Origin of the sequence: Terribacillus sp. FSL K6-0262 (genome assembly GCF_037977385.1) — a bacterium.
Taxonomy (GTDB): Bacteria; Bacillota; Bacilli; order Bacillales; family Amphibacillaceae; genus Terribacillus.
Window position 1 is genome coordinate 2,611,862 of sequence record NZ_CP150277.1, and the last position, 26,058, is coordinate 2,637,919.

21 protein-coding genes are annotated in these 26,058 nt (G+C 46.8%); 18 read left to right on the forward strand and 3 right to left on the reverse strand.

The genetic code is table 11. The features are described from left to right. The first annotated feature begins 32 nt into the window (after nucleotides 1–32). Genes MHI54_RS13335 through acsA form a run of 5 tightly spaced genes read left to right on the forward strand, consistent with a single transcriptional unit; the run spans nucleotide 33 to nucleotide 6,014 of the window. Nucleotides 33–1,823: a PLP-dependent aspartate aminotransferase family protein gene (locus MHI54_RS13335; protein ID WP_340081838.1), complete on the forward strand. Its 1,791-nt coding sequence runs from the start codon at nucleotides 33–35 to the stop codon at nucleotides 1,821–1,823. Further along, entirely contained in the window at nucleotides 1,816–2,817 is a 1,002-nt protein-coding gene (locus MHI54_RS13340; protein ID WP_233135024.1) for an aliphatic sulfonate ABC transporter substrate-binding protein, read from the forward strand. Before MHI54_RS13335 ends, MHI54_RS13340 begins: the two co-directional genes overlap by 8 nt. A 6-nt stretch (nucleotides 2,818–2,823) precedes the next feature. Next, the gene (locus MHI54_RS13345; protein ID WP_233135023.1) at nucleotides 2,824–3,600 is read left to right on the forward strand and encodes an ABC transporter permease; all 777 of its coding nucleotides are present in this window, start codon (nucleotides 2,824–2,826) and stop codon (nucleotides 3,598–3,600) included. 16 nt (nucleotides 3,601–3,616) lie between these two features. Beyond that, the gene (locus MHI54_RS13350; protein ID WP_095216004.1) at nucleotides 3,617–4,369 is read left to right on the forward strand and encodes an ABC transporter ATP-binding protein; all 753 of its coding nucleotides are present in this window, start codon (nucleotides 3,617–3,619) and stop codon (nucleotides 4,367–4,369) included. Next, nucleotides 4,329–6,014, forward strand: coding sequence for an acetate--CoA ligase (gene acsA / locus MHI54_RS13355; protein ID WP_095216003.1), 1,686 nt, complete (start codon nucleotides 4,329–4,331; stop codon nucleotides 6,012–6,014). The genes MHI54_RS13350 and acsA overlap by 41 nt, the downstream gene beginning before the upstream one ends. A gap of 97 nt (nucleotides 6,015–6,111) precedes the next feature. On the opposite strand, the gene MHI54_RS13360 is transcribed toward acsA, so the two are convergent. Both MHI54_RS13360 and MHI54_RS13365 read right to left on the reverse strand, forming a co-directional pair. Beyond that, nucleotides 6,112–7,146 carry a 2-keto-3-deoxygluconate permease gene (locus tag MHI54_RS13360; RefSeq protein ID WP_095216002.1) on the reverse strand — a complete coding sequence of 345 codons (1,035 nt, stop codon included), beginning with the start codon at nucleotides 7,144–7,146 and terminating at the stop codon, nucleotides 6,112–6,114. A gap of 216 nt (nucleotides 7,147–7,362) precedes the next feature. Further along, complete coding sequence (locus MHI54_RS13365) at nucleotides 7,363–9,096, reverse strand: PrpR N-terminal domain-containing protein (RefSeq protein ID WP_340081845.1); 1,734 nt, start codon at nucleotides 9,094–9,096, stop codon at nucleotides 7,363–7,365. A gap of 332 nt (nucleotides 9,097–9,428) precedes the next feature. Here MHI54_RS13365 and MHI54_RS13370 point away from each other — a divergent pair, with 332 nt between their 5' ends. From MHI54_RS13370 to MHI54_RS13420, 11 genes are all read left to right on the forward strand, one after another. Next, a complete protein-coding gene (locus tag MHI54_RS13370) occupies nucleotides 9,429–10,727 on the forward strand; it encodes a four-carbon acid sugar kinase family protein (protein ID WP_095216000.1) in 1,299 nt (432 codons plus the stop codon). After that, nucleotides 10,724–11,737: a 4-hydroxythreonine-4-phosphate dehydrogenase PdxA gene (gene pdxA / locus MHI54_RS13375; protein ID WP_095215999.1), complete on the forward strand. Its 1,014-nt coding sequence runs from the start codon at nucleotides 10,724–10,726 to the stop codon at nucleotides 11,735–11,737. Before MHI54_RS13370 ends, pdxA begins: the two co-directional genes overlap by 4 nt. 281 nt (nucleotides 11,738–12,018) lie before the next feature. After that, nucleotides 12,019–13,383 (forward strand): MATE family efflux transporter, encoded by a 1,365-nt coding sequence (locus MHI54_RS13380; protein ID WP_340081853.1) that lies wholly within the window; start codon nucleotides 12,019–12,021, stop codon nucleotides 13,381–13,383. Between the two features lie 228 nt (nucleotides 13,384–13,611). After that, nucleotides 13,612–14,643 carry a sugar-binding domain-containing protein gene (locus tag MHI54_RS13385; protein WP_095215854.1) on the forward strand — a complete coding sequence of 344 codons (1,032 nt, stop codon included), beginning with the start codon at nucleotides 13,612–13,614 and terminating at the stop codon, nucleotides 14,641–14,643. A 30-nt stretch (nucleotides 14,644–14,673) separates the two neighbouring features. Beyond that, nucleotides 14,674–15,681 carry a type I glyceraldehyde-3-phosphate dehydrogenase gene (gene gap, locus MHI54_RS13390; protein ID WP_095215855.1) on the forward strand — a complete coding sequence of 336 codons (1,008 nt, stop codon included), beginning with the start codon at nucleotides 14,674–14,676 and terminating at the stop codon, nucleotides 15,679–15,681. Between the two features lie 139 nt (nucleotides 15,682–15,820). Continuing rightward, nucleotides 15,821–17,002 carry a phosphoglycerate kinase gene (locus tag MHI54_RS13395; RefSeq protein WP_095215856.1) on the forward strand — a complete coding sequence of 394 codons (1,182 nt, stop codon included), beginning with the start codon at nucleotides 15,821–15,823 and terminating at the stop codon, nucleotides 17,000–17,002. A gap of 21 nt (nucleotides 17,003–17,023) precedes the next feature. Beyond that, nucleotides 17,024–17,782, forward strand: a complete 759-nt coding sequence (gene tpiA / locus MHI54_RS13400; protein ID WP_095215857.1) for a triose-phosphate isomerase — start codon at nucleotides 17,024–17,026, stop codon at nucleotides 17,780–17,782. Then, nucleotides 17,779–19,317, forward strand: a complete 1,539-nt coding sequence (gpmI, locus tag MHI54_RS13405) for a 2,3-bisphosphoglycerate-independent phosphoglycerate mutase (protein WP_095215858.1) — start codon at nucleotides 17,779–17,781, stop codon at nucleotides 19,315–19,317. The genes tpiA and gpmI overlap by 4 nt, the downstream gene beginning before the upstream one ends. A 16-nt stretch (nucleotides 19,318–19,333) precedes the next feature. Continuing rightward, nucleotides 19,334–20,620: a phosphopyruvate hydratase gene (eno, locus tag MHI54_RS13410; protein ID WP_095215859.1), complete on the forward strand. Its 1,287-nt coding sequence runs from the start codon at nucleotides 19,334–19,336 to the stop codon at nucleotides 20,618–20,620. A 171-nt stretch (nucleotides 20,621–20,791) separates the two neighbouring features. Continuing rightward, complete coding sequence (locus MHI54_RS13415) at nucleotides 20,792–21,535, forward strand: alpha/beta fold hydrolase (RefSeq protein WP_095215860.1); 744 nt, start codon at nucleotides 20,792–20,794, stop codon at nucleotides 21,533–21,535. A gap of 253 nt (nucleotides 21,536–21,788) precedes the next feature. Then, nucleotides 21,789–22,505: a 3-ketoacyl-ACP reductase gene (locus MHI54_RS13420; protein WP_095215861.1), complete on the forward strand. Its 717-nt coding sequence runs from the start codon at nucleotides 21,789–21,791 to the stop codon at nucleotides 22,503–22,505. 342 nt (nucleotides 22,506–22,847) lie between these two features. Here the strand turns inward: MHI54_RS13420 and bla are convergent, their stop codons facing one another. Next, nucleotides 22,848–23,750, reverse strand: a complete 903-nt coding sequence (bla, locus tag MHI54_RS13425; protein WP_095215862.1) for a class A beta-lactamase — start codon at nucleotides 23,748–23,750, stop codon at nucleotides 22,848–22,850. A 76-nt stretch (nucleotides 23,751–23,826) separates the two neighbouring features. On the opposite strand from bla, the gene MHI54_RS13430 reads away from it, so the two are divergent. Both MHI54_RS13430 and blaI read left to right on the forward strand, forming a co-directional pair. Then, nucleotides 23,827–25,629 carry a BlaR1 family beta-lactam sensor/signal transducer gene (locus MHI54_RS13430; RefSeq protein WP_095215863.1) on the forward strand — a complete coding sequence of 601 codons (1,803 nt, stop codon included), beginning with the start codon at nucleotides 23,827–23,829 and terminating at the stop codon, nucleotides 25,627–25,629. Nucleotides 25,630–25,642: 13 nt separating this feature from the next. After that, on the forward strand, nucleotides 25,643–26,017 hold the full coding sequence (blaI, locus tag MHI54_RS13435) for a penicillinase repressor BlaI (RefSeq protein WP_095215864.1): 375 nt from the start codon (nucleotides 25,643–25,645) through the stop codon (nucleotides 26,015–26,017). Nucleotides 26,018–26,058: the final 41 nt, after the last annotated feature.

The following is a 26,058-nucleotide window of genomic DNA, read 5'->3' on the forward strand; positions in this document are numbered from 1 at the left end:
TTTTCATCTATATAAACTGGAGGAATGACAAAATGACAGATCAAGTATATAAAGCAGAAACACTAGCATTGCATGGCGGGCAAGCGCCGGATCCGACGACAGGCTCAAGAGCGGTGCCGCTTTACCAGACCACTTCTTACTTGTTCCATGATACAGATCATGCAGAGCGTCTATTCGCACTGGATGAGCCGGGAAATATCTATTCCCGAATCGGCAACCCTACCGTCGATGTTCTGGAAAAACGAATTGCTTTGCTGGAAGATGGCGTCGCAGCAGTCGGTGTTGCATCCGGAATGGCAGCCATCAGCTACAGCATCCTCAATCTGGCAAGCGCCGGGGATGAAATCGTAGCAGCAACGAATTTATACGGAGGGACGTATAACCTATTCCAGACTACGCTCCCTCGCTACGGAATCACTGTCAAATTCGTCGATCCGACCGATCCGGAGGCATTCCGCGCGGCGATCACAGACAAAACAAAAGCTGTATTTGCAGAAATCATCGGAAATCCCAGCCTGCATGTGCTGGATGTGGAAGCAGTCGCGGAAGTGGCACATGATGCCGGGATCCCCCTCATTGTCGACAGTACGTTTGCCACACCTATCCTTAGCAAACCGATAACGCTTGGTGCGGATATCGTCGTGCACAGTGCAACGAAATGGATCGGCGGTCATGGTACTTCCATCGGGGGATTGATCGTCGATGGGGGCCGATTTGATTGGAATTCACCGAAGTTTCCGACATTCACCGAGCCGGATCCGAGTTACAATGGCATCCGCTATGCATTTGACTTCGGTACGCTTGCTTTCAGTACAAAATTGCGTGTCCAATTGCTGCGCGATCTTGGGGCTGCCCTTAGTCCGTTCAATGCATGGCAGCTGATCCAAGGCTTGGAGACATTGCATTTACGAGTGGAACGCCATGTACAAAATGCAGAAAAGCTGGCAGATTACCTTGAACGGCATCCGGCAGTCGATTGGGTCGCTTATCCGGGGCTCAGCAGCCATCCATCCCATGAAATCGCCAAAAGAGTGCTTCCATCCGGTGCTGGTTCCATTGTCAACTTTGGCATCAAGGGAGGCAGGGAAGCTGGTGCTGCTTTGATCAATAATGTCGCCCTTTGGTCCCATGTTGCCAATGTGGGCGATGCCAAATCATTGATCATCCACCCTGCCTCCACGACACATCTGCAGCTGGATGCCGAGGGATTGGCAGCTACGGGGGTAAAAGAGGAATTGGTGCGGCTGTCCGTCGGGATTGAAGCAGTGGATGATCTTATCCATGATTTGGATCGTGCATTGGAGAAGGCTACTGGAATCCGTTCGGAATCCCGGAAAATCGTGATCAATGATGAAGCTGTCATCCGGGAAGCGCTCGGCAGTGCAACGGATGCCCAAGGGCGCCAAAAAACGATTGCAGTAGTAGGGCTGAGCAGCAAGGAGCAGCGTCCAAGCAATCGTTTGGCTCGGAAGATGCAGCGCCTCGGTTACAAAATCATCCCGGTAAATCCTGCCGAAACAACTGTCCTGGGAGAGAAAGCTTACCCGGATTTGAAAAGTGTACCAGGGAAAATCGATATAGCCCAAATCTTCCGCAGTCCGGAAGCGGCTGTGGAGCTGGCAAAGGAAGCAGCCGAGGTCCGTCCGGAAATATTCTGGCTGCAGGAAGGTGTCGTCTCCCCGGAAGCAGCCGCGATTGCGCGTGAAGCGGGATTGGAAGTGGTCCACAACCGCTGCACCTATAAAGAAGCGCAGCGCTTGCGCGGAACGATCAGCACCTATGCATGCGAACTGGATGATAAAGGAGTAGCAATCGATGAATAAGATTCCCCTCATAGATAAAAGAAGTTTACTAGCTTTACTCAGCGTTTTAGCGGTTGTCTTCCTGGCAGCCTGCGGTAATTCAAGCTCAGCATCAGGAGACCTTAAACAGATTCGTTTGGATTACGCCTATTATTCCCCGGCCAGCTTGGTGATCAAAAATAAAGGCTGGGCAGAAGAAGCGTTCAAGGATCAAGGCATCGAGGTGACTTGGACACTAAGTCAAGGGAGCAACAAGGCACTGGAATTCCTGAACAGCAACAGTGTGGATTTTGGTTCCACAGCAGGCAGTGCGGCCTTGCTCGCCAAGGCGAATGGCAATCCGATAAAAGGTATATACCTGGCATCGAAGCCGGAGTGGACAGCATTGGTCACAACAAAGGATAGCGACATCAAGGAGCCGGCCGATCTCAAGGGGAAAAAGGTAGCCGCAACTGTCGGTACCGATCCATATATCTTCCTGCAGCGTTCCTTGCAGGAAGCAGGTCTGGATGAACAAGATGTCCAAATCGTCAATTTGCAGCATGCCGATGGAGCGAGTGCGCTGCTTTCCGGTGATGTGGATGTATGGGCAGGCCTTGATCCCCATATGGCAAAGCTGGAATTGGAAAGTGATACGCAATTATTCTATCGAAACGAAGATTTCAACACTTATAATTTCCTGAATGTCCGCGAAGAATTCGCTGAGAATCATCCCGAAGAAGTGAAGGAAGTCTTGAAGCTTTATGACAAAGCAAGGGCCTGGATCGAAGAAAATCCGGAAGAGACAGCTGAAATTGTTGCCAAAGAGGCAAATATCAGCCAGGAAGTAGCAGCAAAGCAGCTGGAACGTAATGATTTCTCGGAATCCGTCCCGGGTGATACCCAGCGGGAGATCCTGAATCAATCAGGTGCTGTCCTGGAAAAAGCGAATCTATGGAAAGGCAGCAAAGATGTAGCGGAAACGGTGGATAGTTATATCGAACCGAAATACGCAGAAGATCTTGGGGAGGAATGATGATTTATGTGGAAGAAATTAAGGACGCATCCTGCACTGCTTGGTTCCTTGCTGCCGATTGTCCTGCTGGCAGCGTGGGAAGTATTGAGCAGGGCAGGAGTCATTCCTGCCTATCAGCTTCCTGCCCCGAGTAAGATCCTGTCAACGATCATCGCTTATTTGCAGGATGGCACTCTGCAGGATCATGTATTGCTTACCGTTTACCGTTTATTCATCGGTTTCATCATCGGAACCGCAGCAGCTATCCTTTTGGGAACCCTTGTAGGTTATTCGGAGCTTGCCGAAAAGTTTTTTGATCCGCTGATTCAAGCGTTCCGTTCGATACCTTCACTGGCGTGGGTGCCTTTATTCATCCTCTGGATGGGGATCGGCGAACCGTCGAAGGTGACATTGATCGCGGTCGGCGTATTCTTCCCGGTCTATTTGAACATCGTCGATGGGATTCGCGGCGTTGATCGTAAGCTGATCGAAGTAGGAAGGATGTATGGGCTGGATGGGATGGCTCTCGTAAGAAGGATCATCCTTCCTGCATCATTGCCTTCTTTCCTTACCGGATTGCGCAGTGGTCTTGGCCTGGGGTGGATGTTCGTCGTTGCTGCGGAAATCATGGGTGCCAGCCAAGGGCTTGGCTATCTTCTTATTTTAGGGCAGAACACATACGCTCCCGATGTGATCATTGCCAGCATTTTCTTGTTTGCCCTGCTTGGGAAATTGACGGATTGGGTGTTGAAGCTCATCCAGAAACGATCACTTCATTGGCAGGATACCGTATTAGCGAAATGACAAGGGAGGATTCAGCATGACATTGCAAGTGGATAAGCTGGGAAGGCGTTTTGGGGAAAAGCAGGTTATACAGCAAGTGAATTTCACAGTCGGAAAAGGAGAAATCGTCAGCCTTCTCGGTACAAGCGGCTGCGGTAAAAGTACAGTCCTGCGGGCCCTGGCCGGACTGGATCCGGATTATGAAGGGAACATCACCATCCCATCCGACCAGCGTGTCGGGTTTATCTTTCAGGAGCCGCGGCTCTTGCCGTGGAAAACGGTATTGGCCAATGCCGCTTTCGGCTTGAATGGCGACCGGAAAAACAATGAAGAAAAAGCTCGCCGGTATTTGGAGCTGGTAGGGCTGAAGGAAGCAGAAAAACTATATCCGCGTGAGCTTTCGGGAGGGATGGCACAGCGGGCTGCCATTGCCCGCGCCCTTGTCACGGAACCGGATATCCTGCTGCTGGATGAGCCATTCAGTGCATTGGATGCATTCACAAAGATGCAGCTGCAAGAGCTCCTCTTGAAGATTTGGGAGGAATTCGGCACGACGATCATCCTCGTCACGCATGATATCGACGAAGCCCTGTATTTGAGCGATCGTGTCTTGCTTTTACAAGGCAGGCCATCCACGTTGGCAAAGGATCTGAAAATAGCATTATCAAGGCCGCGCTCCCGCGGCAGTGCGGCACTCGGAAAATGGAAGGAAGACATACTGGATTTACTGGAAGGGAAGGAACAGATTTATGACTATAACCTTGTCACCGAAATCGGACAGAAAGCATAATCTGCCAAGCTATCAAGAGGCAGTGAGCAGTCACGACTGGAAAGCGCTTGAAGAAGAACTGCTCAGCAGAAAAAACGGAAAATGCAACGCTTCCTATGAAGCTGTCGACCGCCATGTAGCAGAAGGCTATGGCGCAAAGACTGCATTGCATTATGTGAAGGACGGAGTGCTGGAATCCAGTCTGACATTTGCGGAACTGCAGCAAAAAATCGAACACTATGCAAAAGTCCTCCGCTCGCATGGTGTAGCCAAAGGAGACCGTGTTTTCATCTTTCTTCCGAAAAATCCCGAATGCTATGTTGCCATCTTGGCAACGATCCGGATCGGTGCCATTGCGGGACCGCTGTTCGAGGCATTCATGGAAGATGCTGTACGGGATCGTATCAATGATTGCGGCGGTACCCTGCTCATTACAGATCAGGATTTGATCAAGCGGGTACCTGCAGAGGATATCCCTTCCTTGAAGGAAATCCTATTAATAGAAGACATGAATGCCGCTCAGCCCGATTCGTCCATTTCCGGAGACGTGGAGTGGGTTGACAAAGAAGACGGTCTGCTGATTCATTACACAAGCGGTTCGACCGGGAAGCCGAAGGGCGTGCTGCATGTACATCGTTCTTTGATCCATCATGCTATTTCGGGGAAATGGGTACTGGATATACAGGATGATGATGTCTATTGGTGCACCTCCCATCCAGGCTGGGTCACGGGTAGCGTTTATGGGCTCTTCGCCCCTTGGCTGAACAGGGCGACAATCGTCATTCAAGGAGGGAGATTCAAGGCGGAATCTTGGTATAAAATCATTGAAGACCTGAAAGTGACGACACTTTACAGCGCCCCGACTGCTTTTCGTCTGCTGAAAGCAAAAGGTGATTTGTATAAGGATTATGATCTTTCCAGCTTGCGTCACATCCTCAGTGTCGGAGAGCCGCTCAATCCGGAAGTCATCACATGGGCTTGGGAAAACTTGCAGCTGCGAATCCATGATACGTGGTGGATGACGGAAACGGGTGGGCATATCATCGTCAACCTGCCCTCGGAACCTATTAAGCCTGGTTCGATGGGACGTGCATTCCCAGGTATCCAGGTCGGCATCCTGGATGAAGAAGGGAACGAATTGCCGCCCAATACGATTGGCCAGCTGGCCGTCAAGACTCCATGGCCAGGACTGATGCATGATATCTGGGGCGACAGGGGCAAGTATGATAGTTACTTTGTCTATCCAGGCTGGTATATTTCCGGGGATTTGGCTTTGAAGGATGAAGACGGTTATATCTTTTTCCAAGGACGGAATGACGATATGATCAATTCCTCCGGGGAGCGAATCGGACCATTCGAAGTGGAAAGCAAGCTGATTGAACATCCCGCTGTGGCAGAAGCGGGTGTGATCGGGAAACCCGATCCTGTCCGCGGGGAGATCGTCAAAGCATTCATCACATTGCGTGATGGCTATGAGGAGACACCGGAGCTGCTCGAATCACTGCGTTTGTTCGTCCGCAAAAACCTGGCCGCCCATGCTGCGCCGAGAGAGATCGAAGTGATGGAAGAGCTGCCTAAAACACAAATCAGCGGAAAGATTTTGCGCCGGCAATTGAAGCAGTGGGAATTGGAAAAAGAATTAGCTTTAAAAACGCCTTCCGAATGAGGAGGGCGTTTTTAAAAGCACTTGTTCTTATATTTCCCGCTCACTAGGGCCGTTGATGTCATTTCCGAAACGAACCTTCTGTATATTACGTAAGCCCTTAAGCTTGATTTCCCACCTGGTTGGTCATTGTTCCAGAATGACCATTTCCTGACTCTGTTTGGGCGTCTTGTTCGAATTTATAGCCTTTTTTCTCCAAACGTTTCACCAAGAAACCGACATAGAGCGGAAGCAGGACTGCTGTGGTCACAACTGAGGCGGCAACCTGTACTGTAGCTATGTCCACTACGGATGCAAAGCTTGCATTAGCTGCTGCGATCGCTGCTGGTGTCGCTACTGCATTACCAGCAGTTGAACCTTCTGCTGCACCAACAATCGGATTCCATTTGAGAGCCTTGAACACGAAGTAGCCGGCAGTACCTGTTACGAATACAGTCAACAGCCCAAGGATGATACCGCTTAAACCACCTTCGATAATGGATCGGAAATCGATGCTCATTCCGAGTGCAAAAGCAAAGAATGGTATCAGCATGGAGCTTCCTCGTTCAAGGAACTGACGCATATTTTCATCTAAATTACCAAGAACCATACCGACAACGATGGGAAGAAGTACGGCGATGAAGGAAGTGATCGAGAATAAACCGTTTACAAAACCCATCGCGCCGAAGACGGACAAGGCAACCATTGTAAGGAAAGGGCCATCATTGAGTGCCAATAAAGAATAAGCCGCTCTGTCTTCTTTGCTGCCGTATTGACCGACAAGTGCAACGAACATTCCGCCGTTACTGTTAGTCATTGCTGCAATCATGGCGATAGGCGCAATACCCAGCCACAATCCGTCTTCTCCTGCAAACAGGATGGCAAGCAATCCGAATAATGCTCCGACTGCCCATTTAGTGAATAGTAATGTAGCTCCTTTTCCTAAAGAACGACCAAATGATTTCAAATTGATTTGTGCCCCGGTGCATAAAAGGAACAATGCAATCAGTGTGGAAGCACCATCGACAAACAATGCTTGCGTAAAGTTTCCTATACGAAGCAAATCAGGAGCAAATGTGTTTAAAACTGCGGCGAGCAATAAGGGAACAACCATCATTCCGCCGGGGATTCTTTCTAACGTAGCCTTGATTTTCATACAGACACCCTTTTCTATAGTTTCATTTTGAAACGTTTTTGGATATTAACCGCTTTCAAATATTTATTGTAAATGCTTACACCAATTAATACAAGATATATTTATAAAATAGTTGCAAAAATAAACAAAAATGAATTCGGGTTAGAAAGGATGTTTTGTGTGGTGAATAATGCAATAAGAGGCAGCTCAGATACGAGCTGCCTCTTATTGTATTGGTTAGGATTGCAGCTTACGCCATAAGGTAGAGCGATTGATACCCAATCGCGCAGCTGTTTTGGATTTATTGTAATTTTCTTCTTTCAGAACTGCCTTTATCACTTTTTTTTCTATTTCCTCAAGCGTTCCTGTTAAGGAGAGAGGAGTGTCTGTATGTGTTTCTGCGCTTATGGCTTGAAGCAGTGTTTCTACGGAGGCTGTTTCGATATAAAACCCGTCTGCCTCTGCTACAAGCTGTTTGATGGCTGTTGTCAGCTGCCTGATGTTCCCTGGCCATTCGAATTCGCGCAATAAAGCTGATGCACCTTCCCTGAAGCCTACTATTTGTCTTCCGTGTTCCGTATTGAAATAGGAGATAAGGTAATGCGCCCATGATTCGATATCCTCCTTCCGCTCCCTGAGTGGGGGGATTTCAATCATTGCTCGGCTGAATACAGATTGAAAAGTGTCATCATCCTGAAACATGAATCTGTATTTCTCTTGTTCCATACCAGCTATAAGCCGAGGGCCCGTTACCCTTTCCTTGAGGGTGTCCGCCAAAGCATGAATTCTGTCATTGCTTACATTTTCGAGATTGATCAGATAGCATGTACCAAAGTGCTCGTTTGTCAATACAGAATGGATAGTCGTTTTCCAAGAACCTGCAGGGATTTCATCGCATACGACAGTGGCAAATGGATGGTGTGAATTGCTGCTTCTCCGGTGTATTTCCTTGGCTGCCGTGCTTTTTCCGACTCCATTTTCGCCGATCAACAAGACAGGCAGGCTGTGATCCGATGCTGCTTGTATTTTTTTATGAACTGTTTGGATCTCTTTACTCGAACCGATCCTGTCCATGCCTGCGGTCACTTCTTCAATATAAATTCCTTGATTCCCGTCTGTTCGAATCGGTGTATCTGTTATTTTGATCCAGCACAATCCCTCTTTAAACGGCAAGAAGAGAATGTCGAATGTACTTTCGTTCGTTGTAACCATTTTCCTGTTTTTGGTGTTTGTATCCATGCAAGCCAATGCTGCGTTGCGAATTTGTCTGAACGCTGTTCCCATTTTCCGGATAAACTGGTCGGCGGCATGATTTTGCTCTGCGATATTTCCATTGGCATCAAGCAGGATATAAGCATTTTGTTCGTTTCTCAGCAATTCCTTATATCGCTGTATCTCTTTCTGCATGCCGTTCGCCAGTTCGTATATTTGTATGGCTTCTTCAAAAGAATCGTGTACTGCTTCCGTCCCTGAAGTGATCAGTATGCCGTGAAGACCGATTTTTTTTGCTGTTTCGACAGTGATGGTATCCCCGATGATCGATGTAATGCCCGCTTCCTGTAAGTCAGTCAAAGTAGCGTGGACTTCTGTGCCGCTGTCGATTTCGACTGTTTTGATATCCATGTCCAGGAGGCTGGCGATTGTCCTTGCTCCTTGTGCTACATTGGAGAAGCCGACGATGGCGCTTTTGCCCGGATAGCCATCCGCAAGGGTCAAGACCTTCAATACATCATAACCCGAGACTTTCACTTCAATTACCGGTATGGGGACGCTTTTCTTTATGTATCGAGCAGTTCCTCCTCTGCTGATGATCAAATCATATTGCTGGTATGTTTCTTTCGCATAACGCACTCCTTCTTCCAGATCGCCGACCAATACATCTATATCTAAATCAGGGAAATCATCCTTCATGGTGTTGACCAATTCTTTTAATCCGTTATAAGGGGCGATAAACAATATTTTTATGCTCATGTTTTCTCCTTTGTTCAGCAACTTATCTACAAATCATTCTAACCTTAGCATAATACACGGAACGAAATAATTCACTTCCCATGAAGGGTTATAGATTTACTTTGCGAGAGTAGAAAGCTTTGTCTTGAAATGAAATTCGTTTTATAATGCAACGTTACTTTTGTGTTTAGATGCAATTATTATCTCGATGTATTCTTTTTAGCAGGTTTTATATAAATATAACCAAAAAATGTTGCATAATAAATCACTAACTATTACAATGGCATTAGATTCAAACATTAAATAATTTTTATGGTTTTTGAAAACGGTAACAAAATAGGGGTGACTTCAATTTGAAATTAGCAATCATTGCCGACGATCTGACTGGGGCAAATGACAGCGGAGTCCAGCTGGCAAAAGAAGGACTGAATACGGCAGTATTTCTTGAACGGGATTATGCAGCTGCGAAAGATGCAGAGGCTGTAGTATTCGATACGGACAGCCGTTCCATAGAACCAGGAACAGCTTTTGATAAAATAAAATCGATTACTGAGTTTTTGATCGATGCAGGATTTGATTTTATTTACAAAAAGATAGACTCCACTATGAGAGGAAATGTCGGAAAGGAAATCAAGGCATTCGGGGATGCAATCCAAACCGATTTCATCATCATTGCACCAGGCTACCCAAGGAATGGGAGGACGGTGGTGAGAGGTAATCACTATCTCCATGGTGTTTTGCTGCATGAAACAGAAATAGCCAATGACCCGAAAACACCTGTGGCTGAGGCGCATATACCCACGCTCATAAAGAAAGACATAGGAGAAGAGATCGGATTGATCACCCTGGATGTTCTCCGATCGGAAAAAGAGCAGCTGAAGGACTTACTGGATGCGTACAAACAGCGAGGCATCAAATATATAGTGGCGGATTCTGAGCAGGAGAAAGACCTGGAACTGCTGCTGGAGCATACGAAGAGCCTGTCTCATTCCATTTCATGGGCAGGGTCTGCCGGTTTGGCGAGTTATCTGCCATCCTTCTATGATTTGAAAAGTGAAAAGAAACGGGAACTTATCATTCCTCTGCATAATAAGCAGGTGCTGACTGTCGTAGGAAGCGTGAATAAAAATTCCAGAAGACAGCTTGAGATTTTACTGGCGGATACAACGACAAAAGGAATCTGTCTGGATTCTGCCAAAGCAGTTTCTTCTATAGAAGAAAGAGAAAGGGAAATAAGGCGAGTGATCTCCTTGGCAAAGGAAGCGGCTGATGAAGGGCTGGATCCTGCGATTTATACGGCGGGAAGCGAAAATGATATCGCGAAGGCCAGGGAATTAGGCGGAAAGCTCGGTTTGGATAGGACGCAAGTCAGCAACGAGATTGTAAAAATGCTTGGTGAAGTGATAGCGGCACTTGTAGAAAAGGGAACTTTTCAAGGTCTTGTCATGACAGGAGGCGATACAGCAAAACAGGTTTGTGATTTGCTGGATACGAACGGATTCGTTTTATATGACGAATTGGAAACTGGTGTGCCGATATCCTCCTTCATCGGCAGGGAAGACATGTTCGTGATCACGAAAGCGGGCGGATTCGGTAAAGAAACCGTATTTAAGGATGCAATCAAAAAACTAAGAGGGGTTGTGCATGTATGAATACAAAACCGGTAATTGGTATTACGATGGGCGATGCAGCTGGAATCGGTCCGGAAATCATTGTGAAAGCATTGATGGATGAGGAAATATACGGGGAAAGTCAGCCGATTGTCATCGGGGATGCAAAGATATTGAAGCGCGCTTTGGGGATTGTGGGATCAAATGCAGAAATCAATAGTATAGAAGAAGTCAGTCAAGCGAAAAATGAATTCAATGTCATAGATGTAGTTGACCTTGACGTGCTTCCGGAGGATTTGGCATTCGGGGAGGTTTCTGCACTGGCGGGTGATGCTGCATACAAATATTTGGAGAAGGCAGTCGCTTTAGCCAAAGCAAAAGAGATTGATTCTATATGTACAGCTCCGCTGAATAAAGAAGCGCTTCATAAAGGCGGGCATCTTTACCCTGGGCATACAGAAATCCTGGCGGCGCTTACCGATACAGAGGATTTTTCCATGATGCTGACGACACCGAATCTCAAGGTGATTCACTTGACGACCCACGTCGGTTTAATAGAAGCGATTAATCGGATAAATCCTGACAGGACTTATAAAGTGCTGAAGCTAGCACATGATACCCTGACAGCGGCAGGGAAGGAACGGCCGAAAATTGCTGTCTGCGGTATTAACCCGCATGCGGGAGAGAATGGTCTGTTTGGTAATGGGGAAGAAGAGGAGAAGCTTGTGCCTGGTATACAGAAAGCTCGCGAAGAGGGCATCGATGCCTCGGGACCTTATCCTGCCGATACTTTGTTCTTCCGGGCTGGCCGGGGTGATTTTGATATCGTTGTCGCTTGTTACCATGATCAGGGACATGCCCCGATAAAAGTGATGGGTATCGAAGACGGCGTCAATATCACCGTTGGACTCAAGGGCGGGATCATTCGCACCTCGGTGGATCACGGAACAGCATTTGATATTGCAGGTAAGAATATTGCGGATTCGAAAAGCATGAAGGCTGCAATTACTGCAGCTGTCGAATTAGCGCCTAAACGTGATATGCAGACCTGAAAAATGTAGTGCCGACAAAAAAGAATCTTCTTTTGGAAGATTCTTTTTTGTGTCTGAAAGTATTTGCAGGATGTCAATAACAGAAGTTTTTTATCGAAATCATTGGAAGCGATTGCAAAAATACCTGATGGAATGATGATTTTTTTAGTAAAAAGCGTTTGTTTACTGCTGGCCGGGGTATATAAAATAATTTTTGGCTTTTTTAAACAAAGCCCTTTACATTCTCAAAAAAAGGATTAATATAGAGTGAGTTTGATTTTAAACGAAAAGGAGAATGTCTGTTGGGTAATCCAACTTCTACATCTGAGCAAACGTTGTTTCGTATCTCTTGGCCACTGTTTATTGAATTGGCCCTTCATATGGGAATGGGTATCGTTGCTACACTGATGCTGAGTCATTACTCAGATTTAGCTGCTGCCGGAGTCGGCGTAGCCAATCAGCTGATTAGCATTTTTATTTTGGTTTTTAACGTCACGTCTATTGCCTCCATGATCATCATCGGCCAGAAGCTCGGTGCGGAAGATTTGGCGCATGCCCGGCAGACAGCCCGGACAGCATTCGGCATGAACTTCTGGTTCGGTTTGATCGTTTCTGCTGTCGTCGTATTGTTCGGTTCAGTATTTCTTGGTTTCTTCGATTTGAAAGGTGATACGCTTGCATATGCGACTACCTTTGTGAAAATAAGCGGGGCATCTTTGTTTTTGGAATCTTTGTCCTTGACGCTGAGTGCGATCCTGCGTGCCAATGGCCGTACAAAAGTATCCATGGTCGTGGCGGTCTTGATGAATGTATTGAGTGTGATAGGTTATATAGTAGCGATTTTTGGGTTGTTCGGTATGCCGGTGACGGGAGTTATCGGAGTATCTTGGACAATCGTCATTGCCCGTATTTTTGCGGTGGTTGTATTGTTCTACTTTGTTTCTCGTTTCTTGGCGATTCGCTTCACCGGAACGAATCTGATCAAGATGCATGTGAAAGATATCAAGGATATCCTTGTCATCGGTGTGCCATCAGCGGCGGAAAATCTTTCTTACCAGTATTCCCAAATTGTCATCACGGCAATCGTGGCGAATTTCGGGGATGCTTCCCTGGCAGCGCGTGTGTATATCAATAATATTTCCATGCTCTGCTATTTGTTCACCATGTCCATTGCCGAAGGTACGCAGCTGCTTGTGTCCCGCTATATCGGAGGCGGGCAGTTCGATAGGGCGCTGAAGCGCGGATTGCGCACTTTGAAGATTGCCATGATTGCATCTTTCATTGTTTCCATGGCCTTCGCTTTGACAGGTGCGCCCATCCTGCAAATGTTCACCGAAGATCCCGCTATTTTAGCGGTAGGGATCCCGATTCTTTGGGCGGTCGCGTTCACCGAACCTGGCCGCGCGATGAATATTGTGTTAATGAGCTCCCTTAAATCGGCAGGTGATGCAAAATTCCCTGCTGTCATCGGTGTCATCAGCATGTGGGGGGGTGCTGTACTCTTCAGCTATATACTGGGCGTATCCTTCGGTCTCGGATTGCTTGGAGTCTGGATTGCAATGGGGATCGATGAATGGTTCCGCGGGATATTTGCTTATCGCAGATGGCGTTCCCGTCCTTGGGAAAAGAAAGCACAAGCAGCAGTCCCGGAAACTGCTCTAACATGATTATAGAAGAAAGGCATCGACTTCAGGTCGGTGCCTTTTTGTTATGAAAATGTTAAGTTAAATAAATATATGAATAAATTGTTTTTTTCGGTTGATTTAAGTTGAATGTAGAGGGTCTTACTGTTATGATAATCCTGCAAGAGGAATTTTTTTTATAGCAAGTGGGACAATATATGACATACCGGGACATTTTTGACCCATTTGGCTTTAGTAAAGAAGGGGTATGTTATGCGATCAATAATTGATCTACAAAAAAAGCTTTTCCCTGATGTCCTGACAATTATGCAGCGAAGATACGGCATCCTGCAATTCGTTAAGACAATGGGACCGCTGGGACGTCGCACCCTTGCTGAAAACATGAATCTTGCAGAACGGGTAGTCAGAGGTGAAATCGAGTTCCTGCAGAACCAAGGATTGATCTACACGACGACAAAAGGAGTGCAGATCACCGAGGATGGACTTGAAGTTCACGAGCAATTGAAAGCTTTTATGCTTGAAGCCTCTGAAATAAGTGTTTTGGAACAGCGTGTCCGGGAAACACTAGGAATAGATAATTGTATTGTCGTCCCCGGTAATAGTGATACCCAGGATTGGGTAAAACAAGAGATGGGAAAACGGTGTGCCCAGCTTCTGGAAGGGATGCTGCATCCGAACTACACGGTTGCAGTGACGGGAGGCACCACGATGGCAGCGCTGGCAGCAGCGATGCCGCCGATACATACAGCTGAGAATGTCATGTTCGTGCCTGCACGCGGAGGTATCGGCGAGCAGGTGGAAAACGAAGCGAATACGATTTGTGCGGCCATGGCAAAACGTGCCAGAAGTCAGTACAGACTGCTGTATGTTCCTGATCCGATCGGGGAAGAATCTTATCAGACAATTATCGAAGAGCCTTCCGTCAAGGAAGTCCTGTCCATCATCAACCGTTCGAATGTGGTCATCCACGGTATCGGTGACGCCATGACGATGGCGAAACGGAGACGGACGCCTGCACCGCTTGTTGCGAAAATCCAAAGTGGTGTCGCAGTAAGTGAGGCATTTGGTTATTACTTCGATGCTGAGGGGAATGTGGTCCATCGTGTACGGACGGTCGGATTGCAGCTTGAGGACTTGGATAAAGCAGAACATGTAATAGCTATTGCAGGCGGTGCCTCGAAAGCTCGTGCAATCGCCTCATATTTCAAACTGGGACAGAACAATATCCTGGTGACCGATGAGGCGGCAGCGAACCAGTTAATAAAGGATCATCAGACCCTTTAATCATTCAGTTATTACAAGGAGGAAATTTTCATGACAGTAAAAATTGGTATTAACGGTTTTGGACGTATTGGACGTAACGTATTCCGTCAAGCGCTTGCTAACAGCGAAGCAGAGGTAGTTGCAATCAACGACCTTACAGATGCGAATATGCTTGCCCATTTGTTAAAGTATGATTCTGTACACGGTATCCTTGATGCAGAAGTATCTGTCAACGGCTCTAACCTGGTTGTTGATGGTAAAGAGATCAAAGTTCTTTCCGAGCGCGATCCTGCTAACCTTGGCTGGGGAGACCTTGGTGTGGAAGTAGTAGTTGAATCTACTGGTATTTTCACAAATGGTGAAGATGCGAAGAAACACGTTGAAGCTGGAGCGAAAAAAGTCATCATCTCTGCACCAGCAAAAGGTGAAGACCTTACTGTCGTTATGGGTGTCAACGAAAACAGCTATGACCCAACTGAGCATACTGTACTTTCAAACGCTTCTTGTACTACTAACTGCTTGGCTCCGGTTGCAAAAGTACTTCATGATGCATTCGGAATCAATCGCGGTCTAGTGACAACAGTTCACGCGTACACTAACGACCAGCAAATCCTTGACCTGCCGCACAAAGACTACCGTCGTGCACGTGCTGCAGCTCAAAACATCATCCCGACGACTACAGGTGCTGCGAAAGCTGTATCCCTAGTATTGCCTGAATTGAAAGGTAAATTGAACGGTATGGCTATGCGTGTGCCAGTAGCTGATGCTTCCATCGTCGACTTGGTTGCCGAACTGGACAAAAACGTGACTGCCGAGGAAGTTAACGCTGCTTTGAAAGAAGCTGCCGAAGGCGAACTTAGCCACGTTCTTGGCTACAGCGAAGAGCCGCTTGTATCTTCCGATTACATCGGAAACCAAAACTCTTCCACAGTAGATGCACTTTCCACTATGGTATTGGAAGATAACATGGTGAAAGTTGTTTCTTGGTACGATAACGAAATGGGTTACTCCACTCGCTGCGTAGACTTGGCTGTATTCTTGAAAAGCAAAGGCATCTGATTGTAAATAAGCAATGGTAGAAAGGGAGGGAGGAGCACCTCCCTCCCTTTTGGCCTATGCCTGTTCTTCTTATCTGCCAATCGCGAATGCATATAAGGGTACAGATACATAGGTAACAAGTATTCGAGGAGGCGTAGATATGAACAAGAAATCAATCCGCGATATCGATGTGGCTGGCAAGAAGGTTTTCTGCCGTGTGGATTTCAACGTTCCAATGGAAAATGGCACCGTGACCGATGATACACGGATCAAGGCTGCCCTTCCGACAATCAAGCATCTTGTCGAGCAAGGTGCAAAAGTGATCCTGGCAAGCCACCTTGGCCGCCCGAAAGGCGAAGTGAAGGAAGACTTGCGTTTGGATCCCGTGGCACAGCGTCTGAGCGACTTGCTGGATAAGGAAGTCGCAAAAGTGGATCAAGTGCATGGTGAAGAAGTGAACCAAGCCGTAGCAAGCCTTGCTGATGGCGATGTACTTCTTATCGAGAACGTCCGCTTCGAGCCGGGTGAAGAAAAGAATGATCCGGAATTGGCAAAAGCATTTGCTTCCTTGGCTGATGTTTATGTGAATGATGCTTTCGGCGCTGCACACCGTGCGCATGCTTCCACTGCAGGCATTGCGGAGCATCTCCCGGCAGTAGCTGGTCTTTTGCTTGAACGTGAATTGGAAGTGCTGGGTAAAGCGCTATCTGATCCGGAACGTCCATTTACCGCAATCATCGGCGGGGCGAAAGTCAAAGACAAAATCGGTGTCATCGATAACTTGCTCGACAAAGTCGACAACTTGATCATCGGCGGCGGCCTTTCTTATACTTTCGTGAAAGCACGCGGTTTCGAAATCGGAAAATCCTTGCTGGAAGAAGATAAAATCGAGTTGGCGAAGGAATTCATGCAGAAGGCAAAAGACAAAGGCGTCAACATGGTGATGCCTGTCGATGTCATCGTAGCAGATGACTTCTCCGAGGATGCAAACAAGCGTGAAGTAAGTATCGAAGAAATCCCTGCAGATTGGGAAGCACTTGATATCGGACCGAAAACACGCGAAAAATACAAACAAATCGTCCAAGATTCCAAATTGATCATCTGGAACGGACCAATGGGCGTATTCGAGCTTAACGCGTTCTCCGGCGGTACGAAAGCAGTCGGTGAAGCACTGGCCGAAGGGGAAGGATTCTCCATCATCGGCGGCGGTGACTCAGCTGCAGCTGTAGAGAAATTCGGCCTGGCGGACAAAATGGATCATATCTCCACAGGCGGCGGAGCCAGCCTTGAATTCATGGAAGGTAAAGAACTTCCTGGCGTAGCTGCACTGGACGATAAATAATAGACGAAGGGATGGGAAACAATGCGTAAAAACGTAATCGCAGGAAACTGGAAAATGAACAAAACAATTTCCGAAGCAAAGGAATTCATCGAAGCGACAAAAGCGAAGATTCCATCCAGTGACAAAGTGGAAGCAATCGTTTGTTCACCAGCATTGTACTTGACTGAATTGGTGAAGCAAACAGAAGGCACAGACCTTAAGATTGCTGCTCAAACGATGCACTACGAAGAAAGCGGCGCCTTCACTGGTGAAATCAGCCCGGCAGCACTAAAAAGCATCGGCGTTGAATATGCGGTGATCGGTCACTCCGAGCGTCGTGAGTATTACAACGAAACGGATGAATCTGTAAACAAAAAGACACATGCAGCATTGCAGCATGGCATCACTCCGATCGTCTGCATCGGTGAAACGCTTGAAGAGCGCGAAGGCGATAAAACGAATGAAGTAGTCGGCGGCCAAGTAGAAAAAGCATTGGAAGGCCTTTCTGCTGAACAAGTAGCAAAAGTCATCCTTGCTTACGAGCCTGTATGGGCTATCGGTACCGGCAAAACTGCAACAGCACAGCAAGCGAATGAAGTCTGCACCTTCATCCGTAATGTTGTGAGTGAGAAAGTTTCCGCTGAAGCAGCTGACGCTGTACGCATCCAATACGGGGGAAGCGTAAAGCCGGCAAATGTGGATGAACTTCTTGCAGAATCAGATATCGACGGCGCTTTGGTCGGCGGTGCAAGCCTGGAAGCAGATTCCTTCCTAGCGCTTGTGGAGGCTGGTGCAAAATGAGTCAGGACAAACTAGCTGCCCTTATCATCCTTGATGGATTCGGTATCCGCGATGAGGAAAAGGGTAATGCAGTGAAGCATGCCAAAAAGCCGAACTTCGACCGTTATTGGAACAAGTATCCGCATAACCAGCTTACGGCAAGCGGAGAGGCGGTTGGCTTGCCTGATGGCCAGATGGGGAATTCCGAGGTAGGTCACTTGAATATCGGTGCCGGACGCATCGTATACCAAAGCCTTACCCGTGTGAATAAATCCATCAAAGAAGGAGACTTCTATGAAAATGAAGTGCTGGTGAATGCAGTCGAGCATGCGAAAAAGAACGATAAGAGTCTGCACCTCTTCGGTCTTTTATCCAACGGCGGCGTACACAGTCACATTGATCATATGTTCGCTCTCCTTGAGCTTGCCCAAAAGCATGGATTGGAAAAAGTATACATCCACGGCTTCCTCGACGGTCGTGATGTCGGTCAGCGCAGTGCAAAGGAATTCATCGACCAGACAGAAGCGAAAATCAAGGAAATCGGGGTCGGGAAGATTGCAACGCTTACCGGACGCTATTATTCCATGGACCGCGACAAACGCTGGGATCGTGTAAAAAAAGCGTACGATGCAATGGTTTATGGGGAAGGCCCTGCATACAAGAGCCCGTACGATGTCATCGAAGATTCCTATAAAAATGAAATCTATGATGAATTCGTGCTTCCATCTGTCATTACAGAGGAAAACGGCGAACCGGTAGCGAAAATACAGGATGATGATTCCATCATCTTCTATAACTTCCGTCCGGACCGTGCCATCCAGATTTCACGGACATTCGCAAACAAAGACTTCCGTGACTTTGATAGAGGCGAACATCCGCCTGTTATCAACCAGTTTGTCTGCATGACGAATTTCAGTGAGACAGTGGACGGCGATGTAGCGTACAAGCCGGTCAACTTGGATAACACAATCGGTGAAGTGCTTTCCCAGAACAATATCAAACAGCTGCGTATTGCCGAAACAGAGAAGTTCCCGCATGTGACGTTCTTCATGAGCGGCGGACGCGAAGAGAAGTTCCCTGGTGAAGATCGTATCCTGATCGACAGCCCGAAAGTTGCGACATACGACCTGAAGCCTGAAATGAGTGCATATGAAGTGACGGACGCGTTACTCGATGACTTGGATCAGGACAAGCACCAAGCGATCATCCTGAACTTCGCCAATCCGGACATGGTTGGACACTCCGGCATGCTGGAGCCGACTGTGAAAGCAATCGAAGCAGTTGACGAATGCCTAGGCAAAATCGTCGACAAAATCATTGAAAAAGGCGGTCATGCCATCATCACGGCTGACCACGGCAACTCGGATGAAGTAGTCACATTGGAAGATAAACCAATGACTGCCCATACAACGAATCCGGTTCCGGTAATCGTGACGAAAGAAGGCGTCGAGCTCCGCAGCGGCGGTATCCTTGCCGACTTGTCACCAACCCTGTTGGATCTATTGGATGTCGAGAAACCAGAAGAAATGACAGGCTCAAGCCTAATCAAAAAATAAGAGGAGAGAATGAATAATGCCATACATTACTGACGTATATGCACGCGAAGTCCTTGACTCCCGCGGTAACCCTACAGTAGAAGTAGAAGTCCTAACAGAATCCGGTGCTTTCGGTTCTGCAATCGTACCAAGCGGTGCATCCACCGGTGAATACGAAGCAGTCGAGCTTCGTGACGGTGATAAAGATCGTTACCTGGGCAAAGGCGTACAAACAGCAGTTGCCAACGTAAACGAAAAAATCGCTCCGGAATTGATCGGTATCGATGTTACACGCCAAGTGATCATCGACCAGCTTTTGATCGATCTTGATGGTACAGAAAACAAAGGTAAATTCGGTGCCAACGCAATCCTTGGTGTTTCCATGGCAGTTGCCCACGCAGCAGCAGATCACCTTGGTGTACCGCTTTACACTTACCTTGGCGGATTCAACTCCAAAACACTTCCAACACCGATGATGAACATCCTGAACGGTGGGGAGCATGCGGATAACAACGTTGATATCCAGGAATTCATGATCATGCCTGTAGGAGCTCCTACATTCAAAGAAGCACTTCGCATGGGGGCGGAAATCTTCCACAGCCTGAAGAAAGTCCTTCAGTCCAAAGGCTTGAACACTGGGGTTGGTGATGAAGGTGGTTTCGCACCAAACCTTTCTTCCAATGAAGAAGCACTTGAAACAATCGTAGAAGCAATCAAAGCTGCTGGTTACAAACCAGGCGAAGAAGTGAAACTTGCAATGGACGTTGCATCTTCCGAGTTCTACGAAGATGGCAAGTACAACCTGAAAGGGGAAGGCGTTGTCCGCACTTCCGAAGAAATGGTTGCTTGGTATGAAGAAATGACTAGCAAATACCCAATCATCTCTATCGAAGATGGTTTGGACGAGAACGACTGGGAAGGCCACAAGCTATTGACTGACCGTCTTGGCGGTAAAGTGCAGCTTGTTGGTGATGATTTGTTCGTTACAAACACAAAACGTTTGAAACAAGGTATCGAGCAAGGCGTTGGCAACTCCATCCTTGTTAAAGTTAACCAAATCGGTACACTTACAGAAACATTCGATGCAATCGAAATGGCAAAACGCGCTGGCTACACTGCTGTCATCTCTCACCGCTCCGGTGAATCCGAAGATGCAACGATCGCTGACATCGCGGTAGCGACTAACGCTGGCCAAATCAAGACTGGTGCACCATCCCGTACGGACCGCGTTGCGAAATACAACCAGCTTCTTCGTATCGAAGACGAGTTGAAAGCATCCGGCATCTACGGCGGCCTTGCATCTTTCTACAACCTGAATAAATAATTCATCAAGAGGATGAGCGAATTTGAGCTCATCCTCTTTTTATATGCAAATACATTTCCGTTGCTTTAGTAAACAAGGGGCGGTATCATGAAAATGGAAAGCGTTTTCAAACATAAATGGAAGGATCATTGTAAGCATATCCAAAAGCTTATTGAGTTAAGGAGGAATCGCATGTCAAATCAGTTTCCGGTATTGAAGGGTGCGGAGGCATTTTACTATGAGGGAAATGAAATAGGGATTCTCCTATCCCATGGTTTTACAGGATCCACCCAGAGTATGCGCCCATTGGGAGAGGCGTATGCCAAAGCAGGCTACACTGTCTGCGGTCCGCGGCTTTACGGGCATGGGACGCATTATGAAGATATGGAACAAACCTCTCATGAGGACTGGATAGCATCCGTTGAAGAGGGCTATCATTGGCTGAAGGAGCGATGTGACACAATCTTTGTTACCGGGCTGTCAATGGGAGGCACGCTGTCTTTATATATGGCAGAGAATCATCCTGATATCCGTGCCATCATTCCAATCAATGCAGCTGTATCGGTGCCATCGATGGAGAGTGTGCACGAGCTGCAAGATGTAAGATTTCTGGATGCAATCGGTTCTGACATCAAAAAAACCGGAATAAAAGAGCTAGCTTATGAAAAGACTCCTGTGCGATCTGTTAAGGAAATACTGCAGTTAATGGAAGCGGTTAAAAGGGATCTTTCCAAGGTGACATGTCCAGCGCTCATCTTTGTTTCCGATGAAGATCATGTAGTCCCTCCAGTCAATGCCAAACTCATTCACGATGCAATCGGGTCTGAGAGAAAAGCAATATATCCTTTGCATGATAGCTATCATGTTGCCACCCTTGATCATGATCAGCAAATCATTATAGATAAAACCCTTGCATTCATTGAGGGGAATTTATGATTTTATTTTCCATGCGTTTTTTATAAGCAGGGGCCGAAAGCAATTATTTCGAGGATGAGCAGAGCTGCTCATTCTTTTTTGTGTGATAAAAGCTATGCAATTCTAAAAGATATTCTTTTCGTTCCGTATCCAATAATAGAAAAGAGGCTTTTACAGTGTTTTCGATTCTTTATGAAGCAAAACACTTGTTGACCTGACAGACAGGCTGATAATATAGAGCGAATGGGTTCATATAAGGAGGAATACATATAACATGGCACAATCATTACAAGGAAAACGAGCTATCATTACAGGCGGCGGACGTGGTATCGGACGCGCCTTGGCAGAGGCATTGGCAGCTGAGGGTGCCCATATCGGCTTGATCGGCCGTACGGAAGAACATGTAAAAGCAGTAGCGGAAGGACTTGAAAACAAGGTCAAGACAGCTTATGCAGCAGCGGATGTTTCCAGCCTGGACGAGGTCACTGCAGCAATCGATAAGCTGAAAGGAGAGCTTGGCGGAGTTGATATCCTCATCAATAATGCCGGCATCGCGAAGTTTGGCGGATTCCTGGACCTTGATCCAGAGGAATGGAAACAAATCATCGATGTGAACCTGATGGGTGTTTACAATGTCACTCGCGCGGTACTTCCGGATTTGATCGAACAGCAATCCGGTGACATCATCAATATTTCATCCACTGCCGGCCAGAAAGGAGCACCAGCTACCAGTGCGTATAGTGCATCGAAGTTCGGTGTCCTTGGTTTGACTGAATCCCTGGCAATGGAAGTACGCAAGCATAATATCCGTGTAACTGCCCTGACACCAAGTACAGTGGCAACTGATTTGGCATATGAAAATAAACTGACTGACGGAAACCCCGAAAAAGTCATGCAGCCAGAGGATATTGCCGAATTTGTTGTGGCACAGCTGAAATTGAATAGTCGTACATTCATTAAATCCGCCGGCTTGTGGTCCACTAATCCATAATAGCTTGCAACGGGACATTCGATCATTTGATCATCGAATGTCCCGTTTTTATTTTGGGAAGGTGGCTGTATCATCCGTTTGGACTCAAACATCAGTGACTCTATTCAAATAGCCGGCATTCGAATGTATAAGACATTCAGAATATACCATCCATACGTTTGAGCAAGTTTATGAAATCAGCGACTGATTTCCGATGTTTTCATTCTAGTCCTTGTCTTCGGAATCCTTGAGAGGGCGTTCAATCTTTTCTTTCTTCATATGATCGTACAGAAGTTTTGTCGATGGGCAATCCCCCTGATCTACAGGTATTTCTAAAGCACGGTTTACGCTCTAATATCCCTTTCATTCCTCAGCAGATAGGATGGAGACAGCTTCTTCGGCAGCCTTTGCAATCAAAGCATCATCATATTTTGCGTCGGCTTCATCACGGCTAGACATGACAGCCATTATAATTGGGTCGCTATCAGGCGGCCAAAGGACGGCAATATCGTTTCTTGTCCCATAAGCCCCGGCACCGGTTTTGTCGCCGACTTCCCACTCCTCGGGGACACCAGCCTTAATCAGGGCGTCTCCTGTTGTATTGCCTTTTAACCAATCAATAAGAAGCTGGCGTTTTTCAGCAGGAAGGCTGTCTCCTAAGGTAAAGGCTCGGAGGCTTTCTGCCAAGGCTTTTGGTGTGCTGGTATCTTGTGTTTCACCTGGTTTTACATTATTTAATTCCGGCTCGATCCTGGAAGGTTCTGTCACTTGATCGCCGATATCCCGCAATGCTTGTTTAAGACCATCCGGACCGCCGATTTCCTCAAATATCAAATTGGCAGCAGTGTTATCGCTGTAACTGACAGAGGCCTCGCCCAGCTCTTTTAATGTCATACCAGAATCGATATGTTTTTCGGTGATTGGATTGTAGTTTACCAGATCATCGCGGGTATACATGATTTTTTTATCAAGGTCTTTAAGCGAGTTCTGCTGCAATAGAACGGCTGCGGACAAAGCTTTATGCGTTGAAGCAAAGCCAAATCGTTCATTTTCCCGGTAAGCAGCTGTTTTCCCGGAACCAGTATCAATGGCATAGACGCCCAAGTGCGCATCGTAAGCCTTTTCTAAGTCGGCAAACGGCTCCTGGGCATCTTCTGCAGCTTGAACGGAGGAACTTGTATCAGAACCCTCATTGGTGCTGCTGGAGCAGCCAGCCAGCAAACAAAAAGCGAATAGTGCACTAAATAAGCAGGTTGAAATTTTCATTTTTCTTCTCCTTTCCGTATTTGGATTACAACTGTAGTCAATATTACATTTGTAATCTAGAGCTGTCAACTGTAAAATGGAAGTTATAAACGATGGACGAGAGGAGGAAAGGAAAGTGACATTGGTTCGATTGCTGCTGGTATTGACATTATCTTCTGCTACGATAGGGATCATTTTCTTCATTCGACGGTTTCTTGCTGCGCACCTCGCCCCAGCGTGGCGATATTATTTATGGTTTTTCGTGCTGGGAGCTTTATTTCTTCCTTTCTTGCCATTTAAGCGTTTCGGTATGGCAGAACCAATATCCATGCACAAAATGACTGGACACAATGCTGTAAATCATTCCATTTTATCTGGTCCATCCAATACTGGCTGGATGAATGACTTTGGAAGTTCTGTCACGCGTATGGATGTTTCCCTATTGGATCGGCTGATCAATGGTATCTGGATATCCGGTTTGGTTATAGGCATTTTAGCCGTTTCCTTCACGCTGTGGAAACTGATGAAGCTAGTGAGGAGTGCACATCCCATACGTGATGAGGGAATAAACGAGCTGTTTGGGCATTGCAAAGTACAGCTATCCATACGGAAAAAAATCAAGCTGAAACAGTCTTCTTCGGTTACGTCCCCATTCATTTTCGGGCTGTTCCAAACATATCTGATTCTGCCGGCCACAGTTGAAAAAGAAGGTGTGACAAGGGAATTAAAGCATGTCCTGCTTCATGAATTGCATCATTATAAAAGCAGACATGTGCATTGGAATTATCTCTTTTTGCTGGCTCGAATCCTACACTGGTTCAACCCGCTCGTGTGGCATGCATGGAAGGAAATGCGGCTGGACCGTGAAATAGCCTGTGATGCTGCAGTGATGAAATCCTTGAATGATGTTGAAGAGAATTTGGATTATGGAAGGACGATCTTGTATTATGCTGAAAAATCGAAACAGCTAAGGCTCGATCAGTTTATCCATCCAATCATCAGTTCCAAGAGTCATCTGAAGCAGCGGATTCTGTATATAGCAGCCGGAGGCTTTCCTGCGAAGAAGCGTATCAGGAAGAGCGTGGCTATATTGATTATACTGGGGCTCGTTGTGACGATACAGGTGCCGGCGTTCCGTGCGGCAGCTTTCCCGGATGATCAATATCATATCCAGGGCAAAGATGTGGAGGAAGAGGACTTAAGCGACTTCCTCAAGGGAGATAGCAGCAGCTTCGTTTTATACAGCATGCAAAAAGACAAGTATTATGTCCATAATATAGAGCAGAGCGCCCAAAGAGTTTCCCCTAATTCCACTTATAAGATATATAGTGCTTTAACAGCTTTGGAAGAAGGTATCATCCGTCCAGGAGCTACAAATAGGAATTGGGATGGAAACAATTATGAATATGGGACCTGGAACCAAAATCAAGACTTGCAATCTGCCATGCGTAATTCGGTTACGTGGTACTTCCAAGATCTTGATCAGCAGGTAGGGAAGCAGCAGATACAAAAGTTGTTAGCTGAATATCATTATGGGAATGAGGATATATCCGGAGGAATGAGAGACTTTTGGCTGGAGTCATCCTTAAGGATATCTCCATTCGAACAAGTGGAGCTGCTGCGGAATTTTTATCGGAATGAATTCGGCGCTGCTCCCGAAAACATCAAGGAAGTCAAAGCATCATTGATGCTGGCGCAAAAACATGGAGCTGTGCTTTACGGGAAAACCGGAACTGGCATTGTGAACGGTAAAGCCGCGAATGGCTGGTTCATCGGCTTTGTAGAAACAAATTCGGATACTTATTTTTTCGCAACGAATTTAAGGGACGGAAATGCAACGGGAAGCAAAGCAGCAGAAATCACACTAAGGATATTAAAAGAGAAGCAGATTTATCAATAGGAGAGTGGGGAAAATGTCGAAACAGTTTCCGAATATATCCGAATCAGAGTGGGAAATAATGAAAGTGCTTTGGAAGAATTCGCCTCTGACAGCAAATGAGGTGGTGGAAGCTATCGATAAGGCGGACTGGAAGCCCAAAACGATACGTACACTGCTGGATCGCCTTACAAAAAAGAAAGTTGTAGGTGTAAATAAAGAACATAGAGTATATACCTTTTATCCGCTGTATGCAGAGAGTGAATATCAGCGTGCCGAGGCTAAAACCTTTATCGATCGTATTTACGGAGGGACGATGAAGTCCATGCTGGCTCAGTTTATTGAAGAGGATGCATTATCGGAGGAGGAAATGAAGGAGCTCCGCCAGATGCTGGAGAAAAAAAGTGAGTGATGTTCACTATAAAGAAAACAGCTCCCCCGTTGCTGGGAGAG